The organism is Mesorhizobium sp. B1-1-1, from assembly GCF_006442955.1.
Lineage (GTDB): Bacteria > Pseudomonadota > Alphaproteobacteria > Rhizobiales > Rhizobiaceae > Mesorhizobium.
In genome coordinates this window covers 16,940-39,751 of the sequence record NZ_VFWW01000007.1, presented here as the reverse complement: position 1 = coordinate 39,751, position 22,812 = coordinate 16,940, and the positions used below count along the sequence as shown (strand labels likewise).

At 62.2% G+C, this 22,812-nt stretch carries 17 protein-coding genes; 11 read left to right on the top strand and 6 right to left on the bottom strand.

Features of this window, described 5'->3' with window-relative positions; genetic code table 11:
- Window positions 1-3: 3 nt before the first annotated feature.
- Window positions 4-1,986: a nucleoside-diphosphate sugar epimerase/dehydratase gene (locus FJ986_RS15500; RefSeq protein WP_181165146.1), complete on the top strand. Its 1,983-nt coding sequence runs from the start codon at window positions 4-6 to the stop codon at window positions 1,984-1,986.
- Between the two features lie 219 nt (window positions 1,987-2,205).
- The gene (locus FJ986_RS15495; protein WP_140494844.1) at window positions 2,206-2,745 is read left to right on the top strand and encodes a sugar transferase; all 540 of its coding nucleotides are present in this window, start codon (window positions 2,206-2,208) and stop codon (window positions 2,743-2,745) included.
- On the opposite strand, the gene FJ986_RS15490 is transcribed toward FJ986_RS15495, so the two are convergent.
- Together FJ986_RS15490 and FJ986_RS15485 are read right to left on the bottom strand one after the other, a co-directional pair.
- Entirely contained in the window at window positions 2,733-3,680 is a 948-nt protein-coding gene (locus FJ986_RS15490) for an NAD-dependent epimerase/dehydratase family protein (RefSeq protein ID WP_140674879.1), read from the bottom strand. The genes FJ986_RS15495 and FJ986_RS15490 overlap by 13 nt on opposite strands.
- Before the next feature lie 17 nt (window positions 3,681-3,697).
- A complete protein-coding gene (locus FJ986_RS15485; RefSeq protein WP_140675187.1) occupies window positions 3,698-4,975 on the bottom strand; it encodes an O-antigen ligase in 1,278 nt (425 codons plus the stop codon).
- A gap of 483 nt (window positions 4,976-5,458) precedes the next feature.
- Between FJ986_RS15485 and cysD the strand changes: the two genes are divergently transcribed.
- From cysD to cysQ, 3 genes are read left to right on the top strand one after another with little or no spacing between them, the layout of a single operon-like run.
- Window positions 5,459-6,364 carry a sulfate adenylyltransferase subunit CysD gene (gene cysD, locus FJ986_RS15480; protein WP_140494839.1) on the top strand — a complete coding sequence of 302 codons (906 nt, stop codon included), beginning with the start codon at window positions 5,459-5,461 and terminating at the stop codon, window positions 6,362-6,364.
- 2 nt (window positions 6,365-6,366) lie between these two features.
- Entirely contained in the window at window positions 6,367-8,304 is a 1,938-nt protein-coding gene (cysN, locus tag FJ986_RS15475) for a sulfate adenylyltransferase subunit CysN (RefSeq protein ID WP_181167645.1), read from the top strand.
- Between the two features lie 10 nt (window positions 8,305-8,314).
- A complete protein-coding gene (gene cysQ, locus FJ986_RS15470; protein ID WP_181165144.1) occupies window positions 8,315-9,106 on the top strand; it encodes a 3'(2'),5'-bisphosphate nucleotidase CysQ in 792 nt (263 codons plus the stop codon).
- Between the two features lie 10 nt (window positions 9,107-9,116).
- Here cysQ and FJ986_RS15465 read toward each other — a convergent pair whose 3' ends face one another.
- The 4 genes from FJ986_RS15465 to FJ986_RS15450 form a co-directional block, all read right to left on the bottom strand.
- Window positions 9,117-10,259, bottom strand: coding sequence for a DegT/DnrJ/EryC1/StrS aminotransferase family protein (locus FJ986_RS15465; protein WP_140520762.1), 1,143 nt, complete (start codon window positions 10,257-10,259; stop codon window positions 9,117-9,119).
- 495 nt (window positions 10,260-10,754) lie between these two features.
- Window positions 10,755-11,678, bottom strand: a complete 924-nt coding sequence (locus tag FJ986_RS15460; RefSeq protein ID WP_140494831.1) for a carbohydrate kinase — start codon at window positions 11,676-11,678, stop codon at window positions 10,755-10,757.
- Complete coding sequence (locus FJ986_RS15455; RefSeq protein ID WP_140514913.1) at window positions 11,675-12,121, bottom strand: RbsD/FucU domain-containing protein; 447 nt, start codon at window positions 12,119-12,121, stop codon at window positions 11,675-11,677. Before FJ986_RS15455 ends, FJ986_RS15460 begins: the two co-directional genes overlap by 4 nt.
- Window positions 12,122-13,348 (bottom strand): ROK family protein, encoded by a 1,227-nt coding sequence (locus tag FJ986_RS15450; protein WP_140520761.1) that lies wholly within the window; start codon window positions 13,346-13,348, stop codon window positions 12,122-12,124.
- Window positions 13,349-13,577: 229 nt separating this feature from the next.
- On the opposite strand from FJ986_RS15450, the gene FJ986_RS15445 reads away from it, so the two are divergent.
- From FJ986_RS15445 to glgC, 6 genes are all read left to right on the top strand, one after another.
- Window positions 13,578-14,594, top strand: a complete 1,017-nt coding sequence (locus tag FJ986_RS15445) for a sugar ABC transporter substrate-binding protein (protein ID WP_181165177.1) — start codon at window positions 13,578-13,580, stop codon at window positions 14,592-14,594.
- 156 nt (window positions 14,595-14,750) lie between these two features.
- Window positions 14,751-15,812 carry an ABC transporter permease gene (locus tag FJ986_RS15440; protein ID WP_140494823.1) on the top strand — a complete coding sequence of 354 codons (1,062 nt, stop codon included), beginning with the start codon at window positions 14,751-14,753 and terminating at the stop codon, window positions 15,810-15,812.
- Window positions 15,809-16,591 (top strand): ATP-binding cassette domain-containing protein, encoded by a 783-nt coding sequence (locus FJ986_RS15435; protein ID WP_140495053.1) that lies wholly within the window; start codon window positions 15,809-15,811, stop codon window positions 16,589-16,591. The genes FJ986_RS15440 and FJ986_RS15435 overlap by 4 nt, the downstream gene beginning before the upstream one ends.
- Before the next feature lie 132 nt (window positions 16,592-16,723).
- Window positions 16,724-19,192: a glycogen/starch/alpha-glucan phosphorylase gene (locus FJ986_RS15430; protein WP_140624492.1), complete on the top strand. Its 2,469-nt coding sequence runs from the start codon at window positions 16,724-16,726 to the stop codon at window positions 19,190-19,192.
- Between the two features lie 104 nt (window positions 19,193-19,296).
- Entirely contained in the window at window positions 19,297-21,543 is a 2,247-nt protein-coding gene (glgB, locus tag FJ986_RS15425) for a 1,4-alpha-glucan branching protein GlgB (protein ID WP_140564227.1), read from the top strand.
- A 3-nt stretch (window positions 21,544-21,546) separates the two neighbouring features.
- Window positions 21,547-22,812 (top strand): glucose-1-phosphate adenylyltransferase, encoded by a 1,266-nt coding sequence (glgC, locus tag FJ986_RS15420; RefSeq protein WP_140655831.1) that lies wholly within the window; start codon window positions 21,547-21,549, stop codon window positions 22,810-22,812.

The window sequence follows — 22,812 nt, the reverse complement described above, 5'->3', positions numbered from 1 at the left end:
CCGATGAAATCCTATGTAGAAGCTGTACCCGGACTCCGGCCCACAATGCGTCGCGCCATCATCATGATTCAAGACATCGCCATGGTTCTGGTGGCGGTGGCGCTTAGCCTGACTTTATCGCAGTCGAGGCTGTCGTTCGAAGCGTTCTCTCCAGCGGGTTTCGCTTGCTGGGCGAGCATCATTATTCTTAGTCATCTGTTATTCAGATATTGCGGCCTCTACAATACTGTGTGGCGCTTCGCCTCGACGCCGGATTTCTTCAACATCCTGAAGGGCTGCGCAATACTGACCATCGTCCTTTACTGTGTTTCGCTTTTTGTTCGTTCCTTTCAGCCGGTGGCGGGCCTCAATGAGCGCCAGTTCATCGTCTTCTTCCTGGTTTCTTTCACGATCATCTCGGCGCCCCGGATTTTCTACCGGTTCTTTCGCGACGGCGCGAGCTGGCGCATTCTGAGTCGCGGCAAGGCTTCGACCAAGAGAGCGGTGTTTGTCGGCAAGCTGAGCGAGGCCGACGTAATCATCCGTTTCACGCGCACGACGCAGCCTGTAGAGTATTCAATTGCAGGGATTATGGCGATTGAGCACGGTGTTCCGCAGGGCACTCGGATCCAGGGCGTTCCCGTCGTGGCCACCCGCCCCCGCCTGATCGAGGTGCTGGAAGAATACGCCAAGGGTACGACAAGCCTGGACCTGCTGATTTTCGGCAGCGGCGCCGAACATGAGATCGAGGAGTATTCGGAGCTCGTCCGTGTTGCCCGGCAAGGCGACATAGCGGTGGTGCAGTTCTCGGGGCTTTCGCAGCTCGGCCAGGAGGGAAAGCTCGTTCTCGACGAGGTCGAGATGGAAACGATCCTGCGCCGCCCCACGGTTCCGTCCGACATCGAACGCATCGGGGCCTTCGTCGGCGGCAAGCGCGTCCTGGTCACCGGCGGCGCCGGTTCCATCGGCCGCACCCTGGTCAAGAGGTCACTGGAACTGGGCGCGGAGGCGGTGCTGGTTGCCGACAATTCCGAGTTCGGCATTTTCCAGTTGAGCCAATACGTCGAAGAGAAGGACCATGACCGCCTCAAGGTCCGCATTGTCGATGTCGCCGACCGGCGCCAGATGACGCGTGTCGTCACCGAGTTCAAGCCGGACATCGTTTTCCACGCCGCGGCACTGAAGCATGTGCCTTTGCTCGAGGAAAACTGGGATTCGGCCATCCAGACCAATGTCTTCGGAACGCTTGTCTGTGCCGAGGTTGCCGCCAAATGCGGCGTCAAGCAATTCGTGCTTGTTTCGAGCGACAAGGCCGTGGACCCGACATCCGTGCTGGGCCTGACGAAGCGGGCGGCCGAACAGATCGTCAGCGCCTTGCATGAAACGCCCGCCGGCGAGCCCGGCGCACGGCGCCCCGCCACCAAGTTCATAGCCGTTCGGTTCGGCAATGTCTTTGGCAGCAATGGCTCGGTCGCAACCATATTCCAGGCGCAGATCGAGGCCGGAGGTCCGGTCACCATAACCGACCGGCGCATGACGCGCTATTTCATGACCGTGGCCGAAGCCGTCGACCTCGTCATCATGTCCGCGGCCGATGCCGCCTCGCGGAAAGCCGGCGACGACTACGCCGTCTACATGCTCGACATGGGCAAACCGGTGCCGATCCTCGAAGTTGCCGAGACGATGATCCGCATGTCCGGAAAAAGCCCATACACGGACATCCCCATTCGCTTCACCGGAATCCGGCCGGGTGAAAAACTCCATGAAACGTTGCATGGTGAGGATGAGGAGCTGGTCGAACTCGGCATTTCCAAGATTTTTGGCCTGAGCACCGATGTCGCGGAATGGTCCGATGTCCAGGCGGCGCTTGCGGCCCTGCAGCAATCCGTGAAGAGCCAGGACAAGGCATCCTCGCTCGCTGTGCTTGCGGGTCTTGACCATACCAAGAAGGTAAGAGGGGACGTGCCTGAGGCCGTGATCCCGAAAGCGGCCGGGCAGGCGAACTGATGCTTCAAAAGACCCTGGCCTTCTTCGGCGCTTGAGCAGTCTGCGCAAGAGCGGCATTTATCGGCGGACCTTCGGGACCCTGGGGCGCTGGCTGGCATTCCTCTGCGGGCGCACCCGAGCAGGCGAGGGGTCGAGCTTGGTCGAGCGATAGCCTCATGCTACGTCGAGCGGATTCGTATTTTCGTCTTTGGTTTTGGCAACGAGCACTATCGGCGGTTCATGAAGACAGCCAAGCAAATCTTCGATCTTGCCGGCGCGGCGCTGCTGCTCCTGGTCACTTCACCCGTCCTGGCGCTCGCTGTCCTGGCTGTTCGTATATCGTCGCCCGGTCCGGCCATCTTTTCTCAAACGCGGGTTGGCCGCGATGGCGTGCTCTTTCGCTGTCACAAATTGCGCACGATGTATGTCGGCACGCCATCCTTGCCTTCGCACGAGGCGCCGGCGAATGCCGTGACGCCGGCCGGAAAGACCCTGCGGAAGTTCAAGCTCGATGAGCTGCCGCAGTTCTGGAATGTTCTGAAGGGCGAGATGAGCTTGGTCGGACCGCGTCCCTGCCTGCCGACGCAAACCGAGCTGATCGAGTGCCGCCGACGGCTGGGCGTTTCATCGGCGCTTCCCGGCATCACCGGCCTGGCTCAGGTCAAGGGCATCGACATGTCGGACCCGGCCCTATTGGCCGAAACCGATGCCGACTATCTCAAGGTCGCGTCGATCGGCCTTGATCTTCGCATCCTGCTCGCGACGATTTATCCAGGTTGAGCTTGCCTGCTGCGCGCCGCGATTTCGCTTAGACGATCAAGCGTCGCTGTTTCCGGCAGCCAGCCCTGCGAGACGAGCAGGGAAGGGTCGCATATCTGTGTCGCCGTCATGCTTTCCCAAAACGCCCGCTTGCCTAGCGCCACCGCGGCCATCCGCATCAGGCTGGCCGGTACGGCAGCCAGGCGCACCGGCCGCCCAAGTCCCTTACGGAAGGCGCTTACGACGGCTGCCACCGACACCGGAGGCACGTCGCTGGCTATATAGGCAGGGCTGAGCGGCCCCGGATGAGCCAACAAATGCCGCACGGCTTGCGCGGCTGCGTCGGCCGACACCAGCGAGCGGGTTCCCGTCAGTACACCCGTCGGCAGCGGCAGGCTTGTATCGGCCAGGCGCATCAGCATTGCCAGATTGCCCTTCATGCCGCTTGCGTAGGCGGCAGGCAGGCGCAGCACGGCGGCGTCGGCGCGGCCGTGCAATGCATAGGCGTCCAGGACCCTGATCTCGCCCTCGCGTTTCGAGCACCCGTAGGCGCATTGCGGATCGGGGACCGTATGCTCGTCGATCGTTGCGCTGACGCGGGCGCCGATCACGGCCCGGACCGATGACAGTTGGATGAAACGTCCGCTTGCCTGCATGGCGGCCGCATGCGCCAGCCGCGCGCTCAGTTCCGCGTTGGCGGCTCGGTAGTCGGCTTCGGTGGCCTCGCCTTGATCATTGTTCAAGCCGGCGCAGTGAACGACGTCCGTGACGTCACGGGTGACGGCAAGGAAGTCCTTGGCCGGCGCATCGAAACGCGGCAAGCCAACGATGTCGCTGCCCGAAGCGAGCCTTTCTGGGTAGCGCGAGGCGAGGCGAACCTCCACCCCTGCCTCGCAAAGCCTTTGCACGACAAGGCGTCCGATGAAGCCCGATGCGCCTGTGACCAAGACCTTCATTGCCTTGCCCGGAGCCGCTATTGCGTGACTGGCGGAAGCGGCATCTCTTCCGGCAACGGGGCCTGACGTCCCGACGCAAGATAGGTCCCGGATACCAGGAAGACCATGAACACCGAATCCAGGATGTCTTGGCCGATCAGGATGCCTGTCATCCCAGCCGTCAGGTAGGTGATCACCATGACGACGACCATGGTGGCGCCAAAGCGCTCGATCGGGTCGGCGCTGTTGCGCAGGACCAGGGCGGCGTCTCTGCCGGCGACGACAAAGATCGCCGCCAAAGTCACGGCGCCCAGGATGCCCGCCTGTACCAATGCCGTCAGGAAGCCATTGTGGAAATGATTGAAACCTGCCGTTTTCGCGAACAGGTCTTGGAAGCCCTGCCTGATCAAGAGCTGGTTGGCGCCCACTCCGTGTCCGAACAAGGGCATGTCGCGAAATGCCTTCAGGCCGATGTCCCAGAGGGCAACACGTATTCCAAGCGAGGTGTCGGAATTGCCGTGCGCCCCAAGCGCGTCCCAATCAGAGCGCAGAAAATCAAATCTGTCGGATATCGTATGGAATCCGATAGCGGCGACCGCGACGCCGATCGCCGCCATCAGAAGCAGCAGACGGACGGCATTCTTCCCTTTCAGCCAATGCTGGTTGATCAACAGCACGGCAATGCCGGAAATCAGCAGCGCCAGCCAGATGATACGCGTGCCGGAATAGATGATGGCGATCGTTCCGCCGAGCGCTGCGCAGATCAGCGCACTCTTGTGCCTTTCGATGCCCGACAGGGCACCGGCCACGCAGGCCATCACTGCAAGGCAGACGACCGTGGCGAACACGATCGCATTTCCCGCTCCGCCCTCCGCCCTCATCCCGATCCAATATTGCTGGATGATCGCCAACAGCAGCGCGACGAAACAGGCGGCCATGCTGCTGAGGATTATGATCCGGACAAGGGTTGTTTTCTGCGTAATGCTCCAGGTTGAATAGGAGAGGGGGAAAAACAGGAAGGTGACGAGCGGGATCAGATGCGGCGCATCCCTGACAATTGCGTTATTGGCGAGCGAAGCCAGGAGATTTGCCGCGCAATAGGCATAGATCGCGATCGTGAGCGCCATCATCGCCCGGTCGATGTTGAAGCGCCTCTTTTTCGAGGCGATCAAAAGAACCGACCACAGGCCGCCGCCGTTGAACACGAAGCTCACCACAGACCCCAGGACCGGTGGAAAAAAGAAGCAAGCGATGGAAAAATAGATATTGATCCGCGCGGGCGAGAACTGCCGTCTTATCGATGAAAGCTGGCTCAAGGGCGGCTCACCATTCTCGGACGCTTCACACGGCGGATTGTCTGACGGCGGCGAACATAGCCCTGCCGAAATTGCCCGTGTCGCATCGTGCATCTGCCCGCTTTCAGGGGCCGGTATAGCGGCTTGGGTCTTTTTCTGAAAGTGCATCAAGGCCGATTGCCACCGAAAATCGGTAGTCGCTGGCAGACGATCGGATTTGGGCGCGGCGAAGACTGCGTGCTTTTCATCAAGCAATTTTTTCCCCCGCATTTTCTCAGCCGGCGGCGTGACAAGCAGGAATTTCCGCATTTTGACGCATGGATGGAAAATTCATTCCCGAACCACTCCTTGCCAGGCGCGTCTTGCATTGTTCTGGGCAGCGGCGATCTGCTAGAACGCCCGGAAGAATAACATTGTCCAGAAGCAAGCTTGAACCGGGCGGGAAGCCCGATGATTTGATGCCAGGTCTTCTGTCGGAAGGCACGAGAGAACGCTAGACAGGCCATGACAACAGCGCTTACGCACCTGCAGCGGCTTGAGGCCGAGTCAATCCACATATTCCGTGAAGTCGCGGCCGCCTTCGCCAAGCCGGTCATGCTCTATTCCGTAGGCAAGGATTCGTCCGTGCTGATGCACCTGGCGATGAAGGCATTCTATCCCGCCAAGCCGCCCTTTCCGTTCCTTCATGTCGACACAACCTGGAAATTTCGCGAGATGATCGCCTTTCGCGATCAGATGGCGCAAAAACTCGGTTTCGATCTCCTGGTTCACGTCAACCAGGATGGCGTGCGCGACAACATCAATCCCTTCGATCATGGCTCGAACACGCACACCCATGTGATGAAGACCGTGGCGCTGCGCCAGGCGCTCGACAAATACGGTTTCGATGCCGCCTTTGGCGGCGCCCGCCGCGACGAGGAAAAATCGCGCGCCAAGGAGCGCATCTTTTCCTTCCGCAACGCCCAGCATGTCTGGGATCCGAAGAACCAGCGTCCCGAAATGTGGAAGATCTTCAACACCCGCATCGCCACGGGTGAATCGATCCGCGTCTTTCCGCTGTCCAACTGGACCGAGCTCGACATCTGGCAGTACATCCTGCAGGAGAACATCCCGATCGTGCCGCTCTATTTCGCCAAGCAGCGGCCGGTCGTGGAACGCGATGGCATGCTCATCCTCAAGGACGACGATCGCATGAAATTGCGCCCCGGTGAGGCGATCGAGAATCGGCTGGTGCGCTTCCGCACGCTCGGCTGCTACCCGCTGACCGGCGCCATCGAATCGGAAGCAGACACGCTGGAAGCTATCGTCGGCGAGATGCTGACCGCGCGCACCTCCGAACGGCAGGGCCGCCTGATCGACCGGGACGAAGCCGGCTCGATGGAAAAGAAGAAGCGCGAGGGGTATTTCTGACCATGCGCCACATCATGGCAAAGAGCCTCGCACCTACCGACGGCGTCCGCGATTATCTGGCGGCGCAGGAGAAGAAGTCGCTGCTGCGCTTCCTCACCTGCGGCTCCGTCGACGATGGCAAGTCGACGCTGATCGGCCGTCTGCTCTCCGACACCAAGCAGATTTTCGAGGACCAGCTTGCCGCGCTCGAACGCGATTCGCGCAAGCACGGCACGACCGGCGACGACATCGATTTCGCACTGCTGGTCGACGGTCTCGAAGCCGAGCGCGAGCAAGGCATCACCATCGACGTCGCCTATCGCTTCTTCGCCACGCCAAAGCGCAAATTCATTGTCGCCGACACGCCCGGCCACGAGCAGTACACGCGTAACATGGCGACCGGCGCGTCCACCGCCGACCTGGCAATCGTGCTGATCGATGCGCGGCAAGGCGTGCTGCGCCAGACCAGGCGCCACTCGATCATCGCCTCGCTGCTCGGCATCCGCCATATCGTGCTAGCCGTCAACAAGATCGATCTCGTCGATTTCGATCGGGCGGTCTTCGACCGGATCACGCAGGACTATCAGCAGTTTTCGCGCGATCTCGGCTTTGAGACCATCGTGCCGATCCCGATGTCGGCGCGCTACGGCGACAACGTCACCGGCCGCTCCGACAGGATGGAATGGTATTCCGGCCCGACGCTGATCGAACATCTCGAAACCGTTTCGGTCGACGAGGCCGCGGCCGAGTTACCGTTCCGTTTTCCGGTGCAGTACGTCAACCGCCCCAATCTCGATTTTCGCGGCTTCGCCGGAACGATCGCCTCGGGCGCGATCTCGCAAGGCGACGAGGTCGTCGTCGCCAAATCGGGCAAATCCTCCCGCGTCAGGCGCATCGTCGCGCAGGGTGGCGACCTCGCCCAGGCCGTGGCCGGCCAGGCCATCACGCTTGTCCTCGATGACGAGGTCGAGATTTCCAGGGGCAACATGCTGGTGGCGCCTGCCGCACGCCCGCAGGTCGCCGACCAGTTCGCCGCCAACATCGTCTGGTTCGACGAACATGCGCTGCTGCCGGGCCGCTCCTATATCCTGCGCACCGAGACCGACCAGACCAGCGCTACCGTCACCGATTTGAAATATCGGGTCAATGTCAATGACTTTGCCCGTGAAGCTGCCAAGTCGCTCGAGATGAACGAAGTGGGCATCTGCAACATCTCGACGCGCACGCCGATCGCTTTCGACACCTTCGCCGAGAACCGTACAACCGGCGCGTTCATCCTGATCGACCGCATCAGCAACGCCACGGTCGGCGCCGGCATGATCCTGCATTCGCTGCGCCGTGCCGAGAACATCCATTGGCAATCGCTCGATGTCGGCAAGCGGGTACGTGCCGACATCAAGAACCAGCGGCCCGCCGTGTTCTGGTTCACCGGGCTGTCCGGCTCGGGCAAATCGACCATCGCCAACCTGTTCGAGAAGAAGCTGTTTGCCTCCGGGCGCCATACCTACATTCTCGACGGCGACAATGTCCGCCACGGCCTCAACCGCGATCTCGGCTTTACCGACGCCGACCGCGTCGAAAACATCCGCCGCGTCGCCGAAGTGGCCCGCCTCATGGCCGATGCAGGGCTGATCGTCATCGTTTCCTTCATTTCGCCTTTCAGCGCCGAGCGGCGCATGGCCCGCGAATTGATGGCCGAAGGCGAGTTCGTCGAAGTGTTCGTCGACACGCCGTTCGAGGAATGCGCCAGGCGTGACCCGAAAGGCCTCTACGCCCGCGCGCTCAATGGCGAGATCAAGAATTTCACCGGTGTCGACTCGCCTTACGAAGCGCCGGAAAAACCGGAAATCCATCTGAAGACGCTCGGCAAATCGGCCGAGGAGATGGTAGATGCCCTGGAACACTGGCTGAACGAGCGTGACATTGCCGAAGACCAATACGACAATGGCGGCGGCATCTGACGACAGGTCGATGCTCGAAATTTTCGAGGGGCTCGCTTTGGCGGCCGGCCGCGAGGTCATGCGTGTGTTCCACGCCGGCTGCGCGGTCGACCAGAAATCAGATTCCTCGCCGGTGACCGAGGCGGACCGCGAGAGCGAGAAGATCATTCTGGCCGGATTGCGTGCGGCCTTTCCCGACATTCCCTGCGTGGCCGAGGAGGAAGCATCCGCCGGCATCGTGCCGCCGGACCTGGACGGGGCTTTCTTCCTGATCGATCCGCTGGACGGCACCAAGGAATTCGTCAATCGCCGCACCGATTTCACCGTCAACATCGCGCTTGTCCGCCACGGCGTGCCGGAAGTCGGCGTCGTTTTCGCGCCCTGCACGGGCCGGTTCTTTTCCGGGCTGCCGGGCAAGGCGGAATTCCTCGAAATAGATGGCGACTTCCGCATCGTCTCTCGCCGGCCGATTTCGGTGAGGGCGGCTGCGACGCCGCTGGCGGTGGTTGCGAGCCGCTCCCACAACACGCCCGAAACCGAAGCCTATATTCGTGACCTAGGCATCGCCGAGATCGTCTCTGTCGGCTCGTCGCTGAAATTCTGTCTGGTCGCCAATGGCGAGGCAGACATTTATCCGCGCTTCGGTCGTACCATGGAGTGGGATACCGCAGCCGGCGATGCCGTGCTGCGCGCCGCGGGCGGCATCACGCGCACGTTGGATGGACAGCCCTTGATGTATGGCAAGCGAGACCAGGGCGGCGATGCGGATTTTGCCAATCCGCATTTCATCGCCAGCGGCAGGGCAGGGGCAAGCTCCGCCTGAAGCCGGCTGGTTACTCGGCCGCGGCCTGCGCCGAGTTCGATCCGATATAGTTGCGGATCGTCTCGATGATCCGGTCCTGATCGGCTTCGCTGAGATAGGGATGCATCGGCAGGCACAGGATGCGCTTGGGCAATTGCTCGGATACGGCAAGGCCGGTCGGCGTTCTCGGATAGTCGCGATAGGCGATCTGCTCGTGCAGCGGCTTCACATAGTAGATGACCGACGGAATGCCTTTTTCGCCGAGATGAGCCTTCAGCCCGTCGCGCTTGGGCGTCTCGATGGCGTATTGCGCCCAGGCCGAGCGGCTGCCGTCCAGGTTGCGGGCTGCCGTGACGACATCAGCAAGCCCTTCGGCATAACGGTTCGCCACCATTTGCCGGGCAACCATCTCGTCCTCGAGAATGGCGAGCTTTTCGATCAGGATCGCGGCCTGCAGCGTGTCGAGCCGTGAATTGATGCCGACCCGGATGTTGTCATATTGCGTCTCGCCCTTGCCGTGGAAGGCGAAGGAGCGCAGCTTGTCGGCCAAGGCGTCGTCGTTGGTGAACATCGCTCCGCCGTCGCCGTAGCAGCCGAGCGGCTTCGCCGGATAGAAACTGGTCGAGCCGACCGTGCCTAACGACCCGCACATCTTGCCGTCCGCCGAACCGCCCATCGATTGGGCGGCATCCTCGATCACCATCAGGCCTTCTCGGTGGGCGATCGCCATGATGGCATCGTAGTCGGCGGCAAGGCCGAAGAGGTCGACCGGAATGATCGCCCTGGGCTTCAGCCGGCCTTCTTTCTTGATCATCGTGATCGCCGCCTCGAGGCTGGCGATGTCGATGTTGTAGGTCTTGGGATCGACGTCGACGAAAACCGGCTCGGCCTTGGCCAGCGCCACCACTTCCGCCGTGGCGGCAAAGGTGAAGCTCGGAACGAACACGGCATCGCCCGGGCCGATCCCGGCGGCGAACAGCGGCAAAAGCAGTGCGTCGGTGCCGTTGGCGCAGGCCACGACGTGCTTGACGCCGACATAGGCGGCGAGCTTTTTCTCGAATTCGGCTACCTGGGGACCGAGGATATAGCGGCCGTCCTCGACGACATGGTCGACCGCGGCCTTCAGCCGGTCGCGGATTCGTTCGCGCTGTGCGCCAAGATCGATGAACTGCATGTCGTCCTCAAACGATTTTAACCGGGCGGTCTGGCCTCGACCCGCTGGTACCAGAATTGCGCCTGCCGAGAAAGCCGGGCGCGCGGAGCGACAAATTGCCCGGTCGTGGCAGTCTGTTACCGCATTTTTCGGTGTCGGTCAGCCGGACGCCGGAAATCCGGGATTCGTGCGGCGCAATTACGGCCTTATAACCCCAGAGTCGACCCTGCTAAACATAAAGTGATCGGCCGGCTCAATCCATGTTGGGCCTTACCACGGCCCGAACTTGGGTCAGCCAAGGCCTGAGAACGGCCAGTCCGCAGTGCGGCAACTATCCGAAGATAGGAATTTTTTCTTGACGGGGTGAAGGCAACTGTGCTACATATCTGCCTATGGTGCTGAGTTGCGCCAAGGACCCGCCGCACAGGCGGGTTTTCTTTACTGCCTCATCAACAGCGCGCCGGCGAAGGTTCCAAGGAACCTGTTAATTTGGATTCGTTTCCTCTGGCGCGCCACTCAGGCGATCTCATGGCGCCAGGGCGGATTGGCGCCGGCCCGCGATACCGTCACCGCCGCCGCTTTGGCGCCGAGTGTCAGGGCCGCACGGATGGCGTCCTCGGAAAGGCCTGAAATCGCCGCTTTCGTTAGCCGGCCCTGCTCATGCAGCGAGGCGAGGATGCCGGCATTGAACGTATCACCGGCGCCGACCGTATCGACCACCTCGACTTTTCGCGGCGTTACGCTGACCGTGTGGTCCCTGGTGTAGCCGACGGCGCCTTCGCTGCCATGGGTGACGACGATCAGCTTGGGTCCGCGGTCGAGCCAGTTGCGCACGACGTCCTCGTGCGAGCCGGCTTCGTCGAACCAGTGAAGATCTTCATCCGAGAGTTTCACGATATCGGCCATCGCCATCATCTCGCGGATACGCTTCAGATGCTTTGCCTTGTCCGGGATGAAGTTCGGCCGGATGTTGGGGTCGAGCATCATGACGCGACGACCATGCTCGCGCTTCATCAATTCCTCGTAGGCGGCCCCCGCCGGGTCCGAAATAAGGCTGATGGCGCCGAACAGCATGGCCTCGATCTCCGGACCAAGTTGCGGCAGATCCTCGCCGGTCAGCATGCGCCCGGCGGTGTTCTCGTCGTAGAAAGTGTAGGTTGCCTGGCCATCGTTCAGCCGCACGAAGGCGAGCGTCGTCGGCCGGGGCGAAGTGTGCGCATAGGTGGAACTGACCTTGCTCGCCCCGAGCGCTTCGCGGAGCTGGCCGCCGAACAGGTCCGACGACAGGCCCGAGAAGAAGCTGGCAGGAGCGCCCAGCCGGCCGAGCGCAATGGCGGTGTTGAACACCGCGCCGCCGACATAGGGTGCGAAGGCCCGTTCTCCCTCCGTCGTCGTGCGCGGCAGCATATCGATCAGGGCCTCGCCGCAGCAAAGGATCATTGTCTTGTCGTCTCCGGCGGATGGATCACGCCCTTGCGGATGATGATGTTGGCGTAGAGCCTGGGTTCGCTGGTCGCGACGATGGCGTGCGCGGCCCTGACGCGTGCATAGAAGTCGGCACCGGCCAGCGCAACCACCTTGCGCCCGGGCGCGCGTTTTGCACACAGCACTTCGATTTCATGATGCACGGGATCGGCGAGCGAGGGGTCGCCCTTGGCCGAGGCGCGAAACAGCGCCTCCGGCACGACGTCATCGACGGGCAGCACGCTCAATATGGCGTCCAGCACCGGAATGAGATGGTGGCCGTCGGCCCGCACCAGCCGCTTTGCCTGCTCTTCGGCCGGGTAGTTTCCATCGACCAGGGCGATTTCGTCGCCATGCCCCATCGCACGCAGGATCGCCAGAAGCTCCGGACCGAGCAGCGCCGGAATTCCGATCAGCATTCAGATGCTCCTGGAAATCGTGGTCGAACCGATCAGGAAGCGCTCGGATAGTGGCAGGCTGGCGCCCCCGAGAGCGCGCGCGTGAATACCGACGGTGCCTTCGCGGACGTTTGGCAGTTTCAATCCCTCGGCATCGACCGTGTCGATGGTTGCGATGACGGCGTCGACCAGCCTGCGGCGCACCTGCGTCGGCATCCAGCCGTCGATCACCGCCGCCTCGAAGTCGATGACGGACGATGCCGCGACGATGGCATAGGCGAGCGCCCGCGAGGCGTTTGTAATCCAGTCGTCGAGCTCGGCGCCGATCTCGCCCCAGTCCTCGGGCGACGTCCACAGATGCGAAGCCTCGACGCCACGTGCATTGAGCGCTTTTTCGAGCATGGCGATCGAAGCCACGTCGATCAATTGGGTCGGCTTTCCCTCCGGTCCGGGCACCGGCATGGAGCCCAGCGCGCCGGCGTTGCCGGTCGGGCCGCCAAAGAGCCGCCCGTTGAGGACGATGCCGCCGCCGGCAAAGGCGCCGATATAGAAATAGACGAAATCACGCGGGGCGCCTGCCTGGCCGAAGACCAGTTCCGCGCCGCAGGCCGAAGTGGCGTCGTTCTGCAGATAGACCGGAAAATCGCATTGCGCCTGGATGTCGGCGCGGATATCGCGATGGCGCCATTCGTCCATGACGTCGCGCGGCGCGCCGGCGGTATCGGCCCAGTTCCAGAGCTCGAACGGCATGGCGATGCCGAGTCCCGCTATGCGTTTGTCCTGCGCGGGCGAAAGCTCGCCACGCATCTTCTTCATGCCTGATGTGACGAATTCCACCGTCTCGCGCGGGGCAGGGTAGCGGTAGGAATGCTGCAGCATCGAACGTACATTGCCGAGGAAATCGATCAGCACGAGTTCGGCGCTGCGGCGGCCGATCTTCAGGCCGATGAAGAACGCGCCTTCGGGATTGAGCGCCATGGGGATGGAGGGCTGGCCGATCTTGCCGCGCAGCGGCGCCTGCCGCAGCAGCAAGCTTTCCTCCTCGAGCTCGCGCATGATCACGGAGACGGTTTGCGCCGACAGTCCGGTCATGCGGGCGATGTCGGACTTCGCCAGGCTGCCATGCTGGCGCACCAGCGACAGCACCAGCCGCTCATTGTGGTCCCGCATGCCGCTCTGGTTGGTACCACGGTGAATAAGGCTCTCATTCGCCTCGGGCGAACCATGCCTGGCAGTGGCCGTCTCCACCCCTGTTCCTCCCGTCATTTCCCCTCGAGGCTTTTGGAACAGAATGTGCGAACGGCGCAAGGCTGTCAATAATAAATAAGAGTGATTTAATTATTGACAGAGAGATTGGTCTGGTGTCATTTGAGGCAGGCATCCCACCGGGAGAGGTTGCTTGGATGCCGTACGGATGCCGGTTGGCCGGCATCCGGAATGTTCCACTGGGAGGAAAATCGTGACCAATACAAAACTGTTGAAGTCCACCGTTTTTGCGGCGGCCGCTCTGGGCCTGATGGCATTCGCCTCGTCCGCATCCGCGGCCGGTGTCGGCGCCTGCCTGATCACCAAGACCGACACCAATCCCTTCTTTGTCAAGATGAAGGAGGGTGCGACCGCCAAGGCCAAGGAGCTTGGTGTCGACCTCAAGACTTATGCCGGCAAGATCGACGGCGACAGCGAAAGCCAGGTCGCGGCGATCGAGAGCTGCATCGCCGACGGCGCCAAGGGCATCCTCATTACCGCGTCCGACACCAAGGGCATCGTGCCGACCGTGAAGAAGGCGCGTGACGCCGGCCTGCTGGTGATCGCGCTCGACACGCCGCTCGATCCGATCGACGCCGCCGACGCGACCTTTGCCACCGACAATTTGGAGGCCGGCAAGCTGATCGGCGCCTGGGCCGCCGCGACGCTCGGCGACAAGGCCAAGGACGCCAAGATCGGCTTTCTCGACCTGACCCCCTCGCAACCGACCGTGGACGTGCTGCGCGACCAGGGCTTCATGATGGGCTACGGCATCGACGTGAAGGATCCTAACAAGATCGGCGACGAGGATGACGCGCGCATCGTCGGCCATGACGTCACCAACGGCAATGAGGAGGGCGGCCGCAAGGCGATGGAGAACCTTCTGCAGAAGGACAACACCATCAACGTCATCCACACCATCAACGAGCCGGCCGCGGTCGGCGCCTATCAGGCGCTCAAGGCCGTCGGCCTGGAAAGCCAGGTGCTGATCGTCTCCGTTGATGGCGGCTGCCCCGGCGTGAAGTCGGTGGCCGAAGGCGTCATCGGCGCGACATCGCAGCAATATCCGCTGCAGATGGCGGCGCTCGGCATCGAGGCCATCGCCAACTTCGCCAAGGACGGCACCAAGCCGAAGCCGACCGAAGGCAAGAACTTCTTCGACACCGGCGTCAATCTGGTGACCGACAAGCCGGCCAATGGCGTGAAGTCCATCGACACCAAGGAAGGCCTCGCCAAGTGCTGGGGCTGATGCCGGTCTGACTGGCAACGAAAAACGGAGCGGCCGGACTTGATCCCCGGCCGCTTCGGGTGGACGATGGTCGCGTGACCGCGAACAATCCCGGCAGGAGACCGGAAAGGCGTGGACGGGTGTCGCCGCGTGGCTGATACCCTACGGGGAGGAAACATGTCTCAAGCTCAGGAATTCGAGAAGGTTCTCTCAGGCAGCGACACGAGCGTTGCCGCGTTTGACGAGCATAAATCGGCGGTCAGACGCATCCAGCATTTTCTGCATTCGACGCCAGCCGCGGTGCCGCTGATCGTTCTGGTCCTGGCGATCATCGTGTTCGGCCTCACCATTGGCGGGCGTTTCTTCTCGTCCTACACGCTGACGCTGATCCTGCAGCAGATCGCCATCGTCGGCATTTTGGGTGCCGCCCAGACCCTGGTCATCCTCACCGCCGGCATCGACCTTTCGATTGGCGTCATCATGGTGATTTCGGCCGTGATCATGGGCAATTGCGCCGTCAGCTACGGCCTGCCGAGCGTCCTTGCCGTAGCGATCGGACTTGCCGCGGGTGCTGCCTGCGGGCTGCTCAACGGGGTGCTTGTCGCCTACATGAAACTGCCGCCATTCATCGTGACACTCGGCACCTGGAACATCGTCATGGCGACGAACTTCATTTATTCGGCCAATGAGACGATCCGCGACACCGACGTCGACGTTCAGGCGCCGCTGCTGCATCTGTTCGCGCTCAGCTTCAAGGTCGGCACCGCTGTGCTGACGGCCGGCGTGATTGCGATGGTCGCGCTCGTGCTGCTCCTTTGGTACGTGCTCAATCACACGGCATGGGGCCGCCATGTCTACGCCGTCGGCGACGACCAGGAGGCGGCGAAACTGTCGGGTATCCAGACCAAGAAGGTGCTCATGACGGTCTATACCCTGGCCGGGCTGATCGCCGCTTTCGCCGCCTGGGTCTCCATCGGCCGCAATGGGTCGATCTCGCCGTCGGCCGCCGTGACCGACTACAATCTGCAGGCGATCACCGCCACGGTGATCGGCGGTATTTCTCTTTTCGGCGGCCGCGGCTCGATCCTTGGCACGCTGTTCGGCGCGATGATCGTCGGTGTCGTCTCCATGGGCCTCAACATGCTGGGTGCCGATCCGCAATGGAAGGTGCTGCTCACCGGCGTGCTGATCATCGGCGCCGTGGCGGTCGATCAATGGATCAGAAAGGTTTCGGCATGACCCAGGACCCTATCCTCACCGCTCGTGGACTGGTCAAGCGCTACGGCCGCGTCACCGCCTTGGACAATGCCGATTTCGACCTCTACCCCGGCGAAATCCTCGCTGTTATCGGTGACAACGGCGCCGGCAAGTCGTCGCTCATCAAGGCGATTTCAGGCGCTGTGGTGCCCGATGAAGGCGAAATCCGGCTTGAGGGCAAACCGGTCGCCTTCAAGTCGCCCATGGAGGCTCGCGAAGCCGGCATCGAGACCGTCTACCAGAACCTGGCGCTGTCCCCGGCGCTGTCGATCGCCGACAACATGTTTCTCGGCCGCGAGATCCGCAAGCCCGGCTTTGTCGGCCAATGGCTTCGCATGCTCGACCGTCCGGCGATGGAAAAGCGCGCCCGCGACAAGCTGACTGAACTCGGCCTGATGACCATCCAGAACATCAGCCAGGCGGTGGAGACGCTGTCGGGCGGCCAGCGCCAGGGCGTGGCAGTGGCGCGCGCCGCCGCTTTCGGCTCCAAGATGGTCATCATGGACGAGCCGACGGCAGCACTTGGCGTCAAGGAAAGCCGCCGCGTGCTGGAACTCATCCTCGACGTGAAGAAGCGCGGCCTGCCGATCGTGCTGATCTCGCACAACATGCCGCATGTCTTCGAAGTGGCAGACCGCATCCACATCCATCGGCTGGGTCGTCGGCTGTGCGTCATCGATCCCAAACAACATACAATGTCCGATGCCGTCGCCTTCATGACCGGGGCAAAGACGCCGCCGGAGGCGGCGCTGGCGGCCTGAACTGCCAAATTGCCGCTGGGTAAGTCACCTCCGGCTTATTTAAATCGATTGAACGTTTTTTGCAATGCGGTAGCATGGGCTGGGATGAATGATGAAAGCCGGTATGATCGTGGCAACCGCACGAGAGGCAGCATGACACGCACGATGACATCCGATCCCCTCCCGCCACTGCTTGAAAATCCCGACCCTAAGACGCTCGCAAGAGAAGTCTTGATGGCCCTCAAATACAGGGTCGGCAAGGACACCACCGTCGCCACCCAGTACGATTGGCTGACCGCCTCGATCAAGGTCGTGCGCGACCGCATCGTCGATCGCTGGATGCAGGCGACGAAAGAGGCCTACGCCCAGCAGGAAAAGCGCGTCTATTACCTCTCGCTGGAGTTCCTCATCGGCCGCCTGATGCGTGACGCCTTCTCCAATCTCGGCCTGATGGAGAACATGCGCGAGGCGTTGTCGTCGCTGGGTGTGGAACTCGACCTCATCGCCACGCTTGAGCCGGATGCAGCACTTGGCAATGGCGGCCTCGGCCGGCTCGCCGCCTGCTTCATGGAAAGCATGGCCACCGTCGATATTCCCGCGCATGGCTACGGTATCCGCTACGCCAACGGCATGTTCCGCCAGGAGATCCATGACGGCTGGCAGGTGGAATTGCCCGAGACCTGGCTCGATCACGGCAATCCCTGGGAGTTCGAACGCCGCGAACGGTCGTTCGAGGTCGGGTTCGGCGGCTCGGTGGAATCGGTCACCACCAGGGATGGCCGGCTGGAACGCCATGTCTGGAAGCCGACCGAGCATGTGCTGGCCGTCGCCTACGACACACCCGTCGTCGGCTGGCGGGGGAACCGCGTCAACACCTTGCGGCTTTGGTCGGGCATGCCGGTCGATCCGATCCTGCTCGACAAGTTCAATGCTGGCGACCACATCGGCGCACTCGCCGAAAGCAACAAGGCCGACGCGTTGTCGCGCGTGCTCTATCCCGCCGATTCCCACATGGCAGGGCAGGAACTCAGGCTGCGGCAGGAATATTTTTTCTCCACCGCCTCTTTGCAGGACATCGTGCAGCGGCATCTCAGTCAATATGGCGACCTGAAGTCGCTGCCCGACAAGGCGGCAATCCACCTCAATGACACCCATCCGGCGATCGCCGTGCCGGAGCTGATGCGCCTCCTGATGGACGTCCACGGCATGGATTTCGACCAGGCCTGGGACACCACCAAACGCACCTTCGGCTATACCAACCACACGCTGCTGCCGGAGGCGTTGGAAAGCTGGCCGGTGCCGCTGTTCGAGCGGCTTTTGCCGCGCCACATGCAGATCGTCTACGCCATCAATGCGCAGGTGCTGCTCGAGGCGCGCGCCACCAATCAGTTCTCCGGCGAGCAGATCAGCCGCATCTCGCTGATCCAGGAGAATGGCGACCGTCGCGTGCGCATGGGCAATCTCGCCTTCGTCGGCTCGCATTCGATCAATGGGGTCTCTGCGCTGCACACCGAGCTCATGAAGGAAACGGTGTTCGCCGACCTGCACACGCTTTATCCCGACCGCATCAACAACAAGACCAACGGCATCACGCCGCGGCGCTGGCTGATCCAGTGCAACCCAGGTCTGACCGCACTCGCCCGCGAGGCGATCGGCGACCGCTTCCTGGATGACATCGACGCCATCAAGGGGCTCGATGCCTTTGCCGCCGATACCGCTTTCCGCGAAAAATTCGCCGGAGTGAAGCGGCAGAACAAGGTGAAGTTGGCCAATCTCGTCGCCGACCGGCTCGGCATCAGGCTTGATCCCTCGGCGCTGTTCGACATCCAGGTCAAGCGCATCCACGAATACAAGCGCCAACTCCTGAACATCCTCGAGGCGGTCGCGCTCTACGACCAGATCCGCTCGCACCCGGAGCGCGACTGGATGCCGCGCGTGAAATTCTTCGGCGGCAAGGCGGCGCCCAGCTACCACAATGCCAAGCTGATCATCAAACTGGCCAACGACGTTGCCAGGGTCATCAACCGCGATCCGGCCGTTCGCGGCTTGCTCAAGGTGGTGTTCGTGCCGAACTACAATGTCAGCCTCGCCGAGATCATGATGCCGGCCGCCGACCTCTCCGAGCAGATATCGACCGCCGGCATGGAGGCTTCGGGCACCGGCAACATGAAGTTCGCGCTGAACGGCGCGCTGACCATTGGCACGCTCGACGGCGCCAATGTCGAAATCAAGGAGTGCGTCGGCGACGACAACATCTTCATCTTCGGCCTGACCACGGCGGAGGTCGCCGAGCGCCGCAACAATGGCTACGATCCGCGTGGCGTCATCGAGGCATCGCCCGAACTGTCGCAGGCGCTCGCGGCCGTTTCATCGGGCGTCTTTTCGCCCGATGATCCCAACCGCTACCGCGATCTCATCAATGGTCTCTACGACAGCGACTGGTTCATGGTCGCGGCGGATTTCGACGCCTATGCCACTTGCCAGCGAGACGTCGACGCCGTCTGGCGCAACAGTCCGGACTGGTACGCCAGGGCAATCCGCAACGTCGCGCGCGTCGGCTGGTTCTCTTCCGATCGCACGATCCGCCAATACGCGAAAGACATCTGGAACGTACCTGCCTGATGTGATTGCATGAGGCCACGAACGATGTAGTCCGGGGTGTGAGTTCAAACGCCGAATTTATACCTTAAAACAAACATTTGGTGCCCGGGGAGGGACACTGCCCGATGAGGAAACCGCGCGCGACCGCTGCGACAAGCGGGCCGGACGGATCGGCCCCGGCCAGCGATGTCGCGGCGATTGTCGCCGGCACGCACGGCAATCCGTTTGCGGTCCTCGGCGTCCATGAGGTGGGCAAGAACCTGTTTGCCCGCTGTTTCGTTCCGCATGCGGAGTTCGTCACCGCCTATACGCTGACCGGCATGATTGCTGGTGAACTGTCCAGGCGTGACGATGGCGGCTTTTTCGAAGGCAAGCTGTCGATCAAGAAGCGCCAGCCATTGCGCTATCACGCCAGGAATGCCGGGGGCGACTGGTGGTTGACGGATCCCTATTCTTTTGGCCCGGTGCTCGGTCCGATGGACGATTACTACATTGCCGAGGGCTCGCATCTGAGGCTGTTCGACAAGCTCGGCGCGCATGTCATCGAGCACGAAGGCGCCACCGGAGTGCATTTCGCCGTCTGGGCCCCCAATGCAAGGCGCGTCTCGGTGGTCGGCGATTTCAACGACTGGGACGGCCGCCGCCATTCGATGCGCGACCGCCGCGACACCGGCATCTGGGAGGTATTCATCCCCGATATCGGCGCCGGCAGGCCCTACAAGTACGAGATCATCGGCCCCGATGGCGTGAGATTGCCGCTGAAGGCCGATCCGTTTGCCTTCAAGTCCGAACTGCGCCCGGCGACCGCGTCGGTGACCGCTGCGTCGCCCGCCCATCAATGGGGCGACGAGGCGCATCGCAGTTTCTGGCGCAATGCCGATCCCCGGCGCGAGGCCATCTCCATCTACGAGGTCCATGCCGGCTCCTGGCAGCTTCGCGACGATGGAACGTTTCTGTCATGGGATGAACTGGCCGACCGGCTGATCCCCTATGTCGTCGAGACCGGCTTCACCCACATCGAGTTCATGCCGATCTCCGAACATCCCTATGATCCCTCCTGGGGCTACCAGACGACAGGCCTCTATGCGCCATCGGCGCGCTTTGGCGACCCGGCCGGCTTTGCCCGCTTTGTCGACGGCGCCCACCGTGCCGGCGTCGGCGTCATCCTCGACTGGGTGCCGGCGCATTTTCCGGTCGACGAGCACGGCCTTGTCCATTTCGACGGCACCGCGCTCTACGAGCATGCCGATCCGCGCCAGGGTTTTCATCCCGACTGGAACACGGCGATCTATAATTTCGGTCGCCGCGAAGTGGTGTCTTTCCTGGTCAACAACGCACTGTTCTGGGCCGAAAAATATCATGTCGACGGCCTGCGCGTCGACGCGGTCGCCTCGATGCTCTACCTCGATTATTCGCGCAAGGCAGGCGAATGGATTCCTAACGAGAAGGGCGGCCGCGAGAACCTCGAGGCGGTCAGCTTCCTGCAGAAGATGAACAAGGAGCTCTACGGCCACCATCCGGGCGTCATGACCATCGCCGAGGAATCGACCTCGTGGCCGAAGGTCTCGGCGCCGGTCCATGAAGGCGGGCTGGGCTTCGGCTTCAAGTGGAACATGGGCTTCATGCACGACACGCTGGAGTATTTTTCCAGGGAGCCGATCTTCCGCAAACACCACCACAACGACCTTACCTTCGGCCTGGTCTATGCCTTCTCGGAGAATTTCGTGCTGCCGCTCTCGCATGACGAGGTCGTGCACGGCAAAGGCACGCTGCTTGGCAAGATGGCCGGCGACGACTGGCAGAAATTCGCGACATTGCGCGCCTACTACGCTTTCATGTGGGGCTACCCCGGCAAGAAGCTGCTGTTCATGGGCCAGGAGTTCGCGCAGCGCCGCGAATGGAGCGAGGCGCGCGCGCTCGACTGGAATCTTCTCGATTTCCGCTCGCATCGCGGTGTCTGGCAGGTGGTGCGCGACCTCAACTATCTCTACCGCTCGCGACCGGCCCTGCACGGCCGCGACTGCGAGCCGGAGGGCTTTTCCTGGCTGATCGTCGACGACAGCCAGAATTCCGTCTTCGCCTGGCTGCGCAGCGCGCCGGGAGGCAATCCGGTCGCGATCATCTCCAATTTCACGCCGGTGCCGCGCGACAACTACCGCGTGCCGCTGCCGAAAGCCGGCACATGGCGCGAGATCATCAACACGGACGCTTCCGAATATGGCGGATCCGGCAAGGGCAATGGCGGCGCCGTCGAAGCGCGGGCGGAGGAAGGGGGCATCTCCGCAACGATGCTCTTGCCGCCGCTGTCGACGATCATGCTTGAACTGGTCGCGGAACAAGCCATGTCGAGACCGGGTAACTTGGGAGGGTAGAAAATGGCAAACTCGAAACGAACCCAGCCGCTGGCCCGCGACGCCATGGCCTATGTGCTGGCCGGCGGGCGCGGCAGCCGCCTCAAGGAACTGACCGACCGGCGCGCCAAGCCGGCAGTCTATTTCGGCGGCAAGACGCGCATCATCGATTTCGCGCTCTCCAACGCCCTCAACTCCGGCATCCGCCGCCTTGGGGTTGCCACCCAATACAAGGCGCATTCGCTGATCCGTCATTTGCAGCGCGGCTGGAACTTCCTGCGGCCCGAACGAAACGAAAGCTTCGATATCCTGCCGGCCAGCCAGCGCGTGTCGGAAACCCAGTGGTATGAAGGCACGGCCGACGCGGTCTACCAGAACATCGACATCATCGAGGCCTATGGCCCCGAATACATGGTCATCCTCGCCGGCGATCACATCTACAAGATGGACTACGAGCTGATGCTGCGCCAGCATGTCGACGCCGGCGCCGATGTCACCGTCGGCTGCCTCGAAGTGCCGCGCATGGAGGCCACGGGCTTCGGCGTCATGCATGTCGATGCCAAGGACAACATCATCGCCTTCGTCGAGAAGCCGGCCGACCCTCCCGGCATTCCAGACAGGCCCGAGTTTGCCCTGGCCTCGATGGGCATCTACGTGTTCAAGACCAAGTTCCTGATGGAGCAGTTGCGCCGCGACGCGGCCGAGCCCGGCTCGAGCCGCGACTTCGGCAAGGACATCATCCCCTATATCGTCGAGCACGGTAAGGCGATCGCCCACCGCTTCGCCAAGTCCTGCGTGCGCTCGACCGCGGAAAATGAGGCCTACTGGCGCGATGTCGGCACCGTCGATGCCTATTGGGAAGCCAATATCGACCTGACCGACGTGACGCCCGAACTCGACCTCTACGATCGCGACTGGCCGATCTGGACCTATGCCGAGTTGAAGCCGCCGGCGAAGTTCGTGCATGACGAGGATGGACGGCGCGGTTCGGCCGTGTCCTCGCTTGTGTCGGGCGACTGCATCGTCTCGGGCGCGACGCTCCGCAAAAGCCTGATCTTCACCGGCGCGCGCATCAATTCCTACTCGACGCTGGAAGAGGTCGTCATGCTGCCCGACGTTCATGTCGGCCGGAACGCAACGTTGAAGCGCGTCGTCATCGACCACGGTGTAAGGATACCGGAAGGGCTGGTGGTCGGTGAGGATCCCGTGCTCGACGCCAAGCGCTTCCGCGTTTCGGAAAAGGGCATCTGCCTGATCACGCAGGACATGATCAACAAGTTGTCAACCTGA

Excerpts from the sequence above, each read along its gene's own strand:
- FJ986_RS15430 (WP_140624492.1), top strand. The coding sequence starts at position 16,724 with ATGACACGCACGATGACATCCGATCCCCTCCCGCCACTGCTTGAAAAT.
- FJ986_RS15495 (WP_140494844.1), top strand. The coding sequence starts at position 2,206 with ATGAAGACAGCCAAGCAAATCTTCGATCTTGCCGGCGCGGCGCTGCTG.
- FJ986_RS15490 (WP_140674879.1), bottom strand. The coding sequence starts at position 3,680 with ATGAAGGTCTTGGTCACAGGCGCATCGGGCTTCATCGGACGCCTTGTC.
- FJ986_RS15460 (WP_140494831.1), bottom strand. The coding sequence starts at position 11,678 with ATGATCCTTTGCTGCGGCGAGGCCCTGATCGATATGCTGCCGCGCACG.
- FJ986_RS15440 (WP_140494823.1), top strand. The coding sequence starts at position 14,751 with ATGTCTCAAGCTCAGGAATTCGAGAAGGTTCTCTCAGGCAGCGACACG.
- FJ986_RS15435 (WP_140495053.1), top strand. The coding sequence starts at position 15,809 with ATGACCCAGGACCCTATCCTCACCGCTCGTGGACTGGTCAAGCGCTAC.
- glgC (WP_140655831.1), top strand. The coding sequence starts at position 21,547 with ATGGCAAACTCGAAACGAACCCAGCCGCTGGCCCGCGACGCCATGGCC.
- FJ986_RS15455 (WP_140514913.1), bottom strand. The coding sequence starts at position 12,121 with ATGCTGATCGGAATTCCGGCGCTGCTCGGTCCGGAGCTTCTGGCGATC.
- cysQ (WP_181165144.1), top strand. The coding sequence starts at position 8,315 with ATGCTCGAAATTTTCGAGGGGCTCGCTTTGGCGGCCGGCCGCGAGGTC.
- cysN (WP_181167645.1), top strand. The coding sequence starts at position 6,367 with ATGCGCCACATCATGGCAAAGAGCCTCGCACCTACCGACGGCGTCCGC.
- FJ986_RS15465 (WP_140520762.1), bottom strand. The coding sequence starts at position 10,259 with ATGCAGTTCATCGATCTTGGCGCACAGCGCGAACGAATCCGCGACCGG.
- glgB (WP_140564227.1), top strand. The coding sequence starts at position 19,297 with ATGAGGAAACCGCGCGCGACCGCTGCGACAAGCGGGCCGGACGGATCG.
- cysD (WP_140494839.1), top strand. The coding sequence starts at position 5,459 with ATGACAACAGCGCTTACGCACCTGCAGCGGCTTGAGGCCGAGTCAATC.
- FJ986_RS15500 (WP_181165146.1), top strand. The coding sequence starts at position 4 with ATGAAATCCTATGTAGAAGCTGTACCCGGACTCCGGCCCACAATGCGT.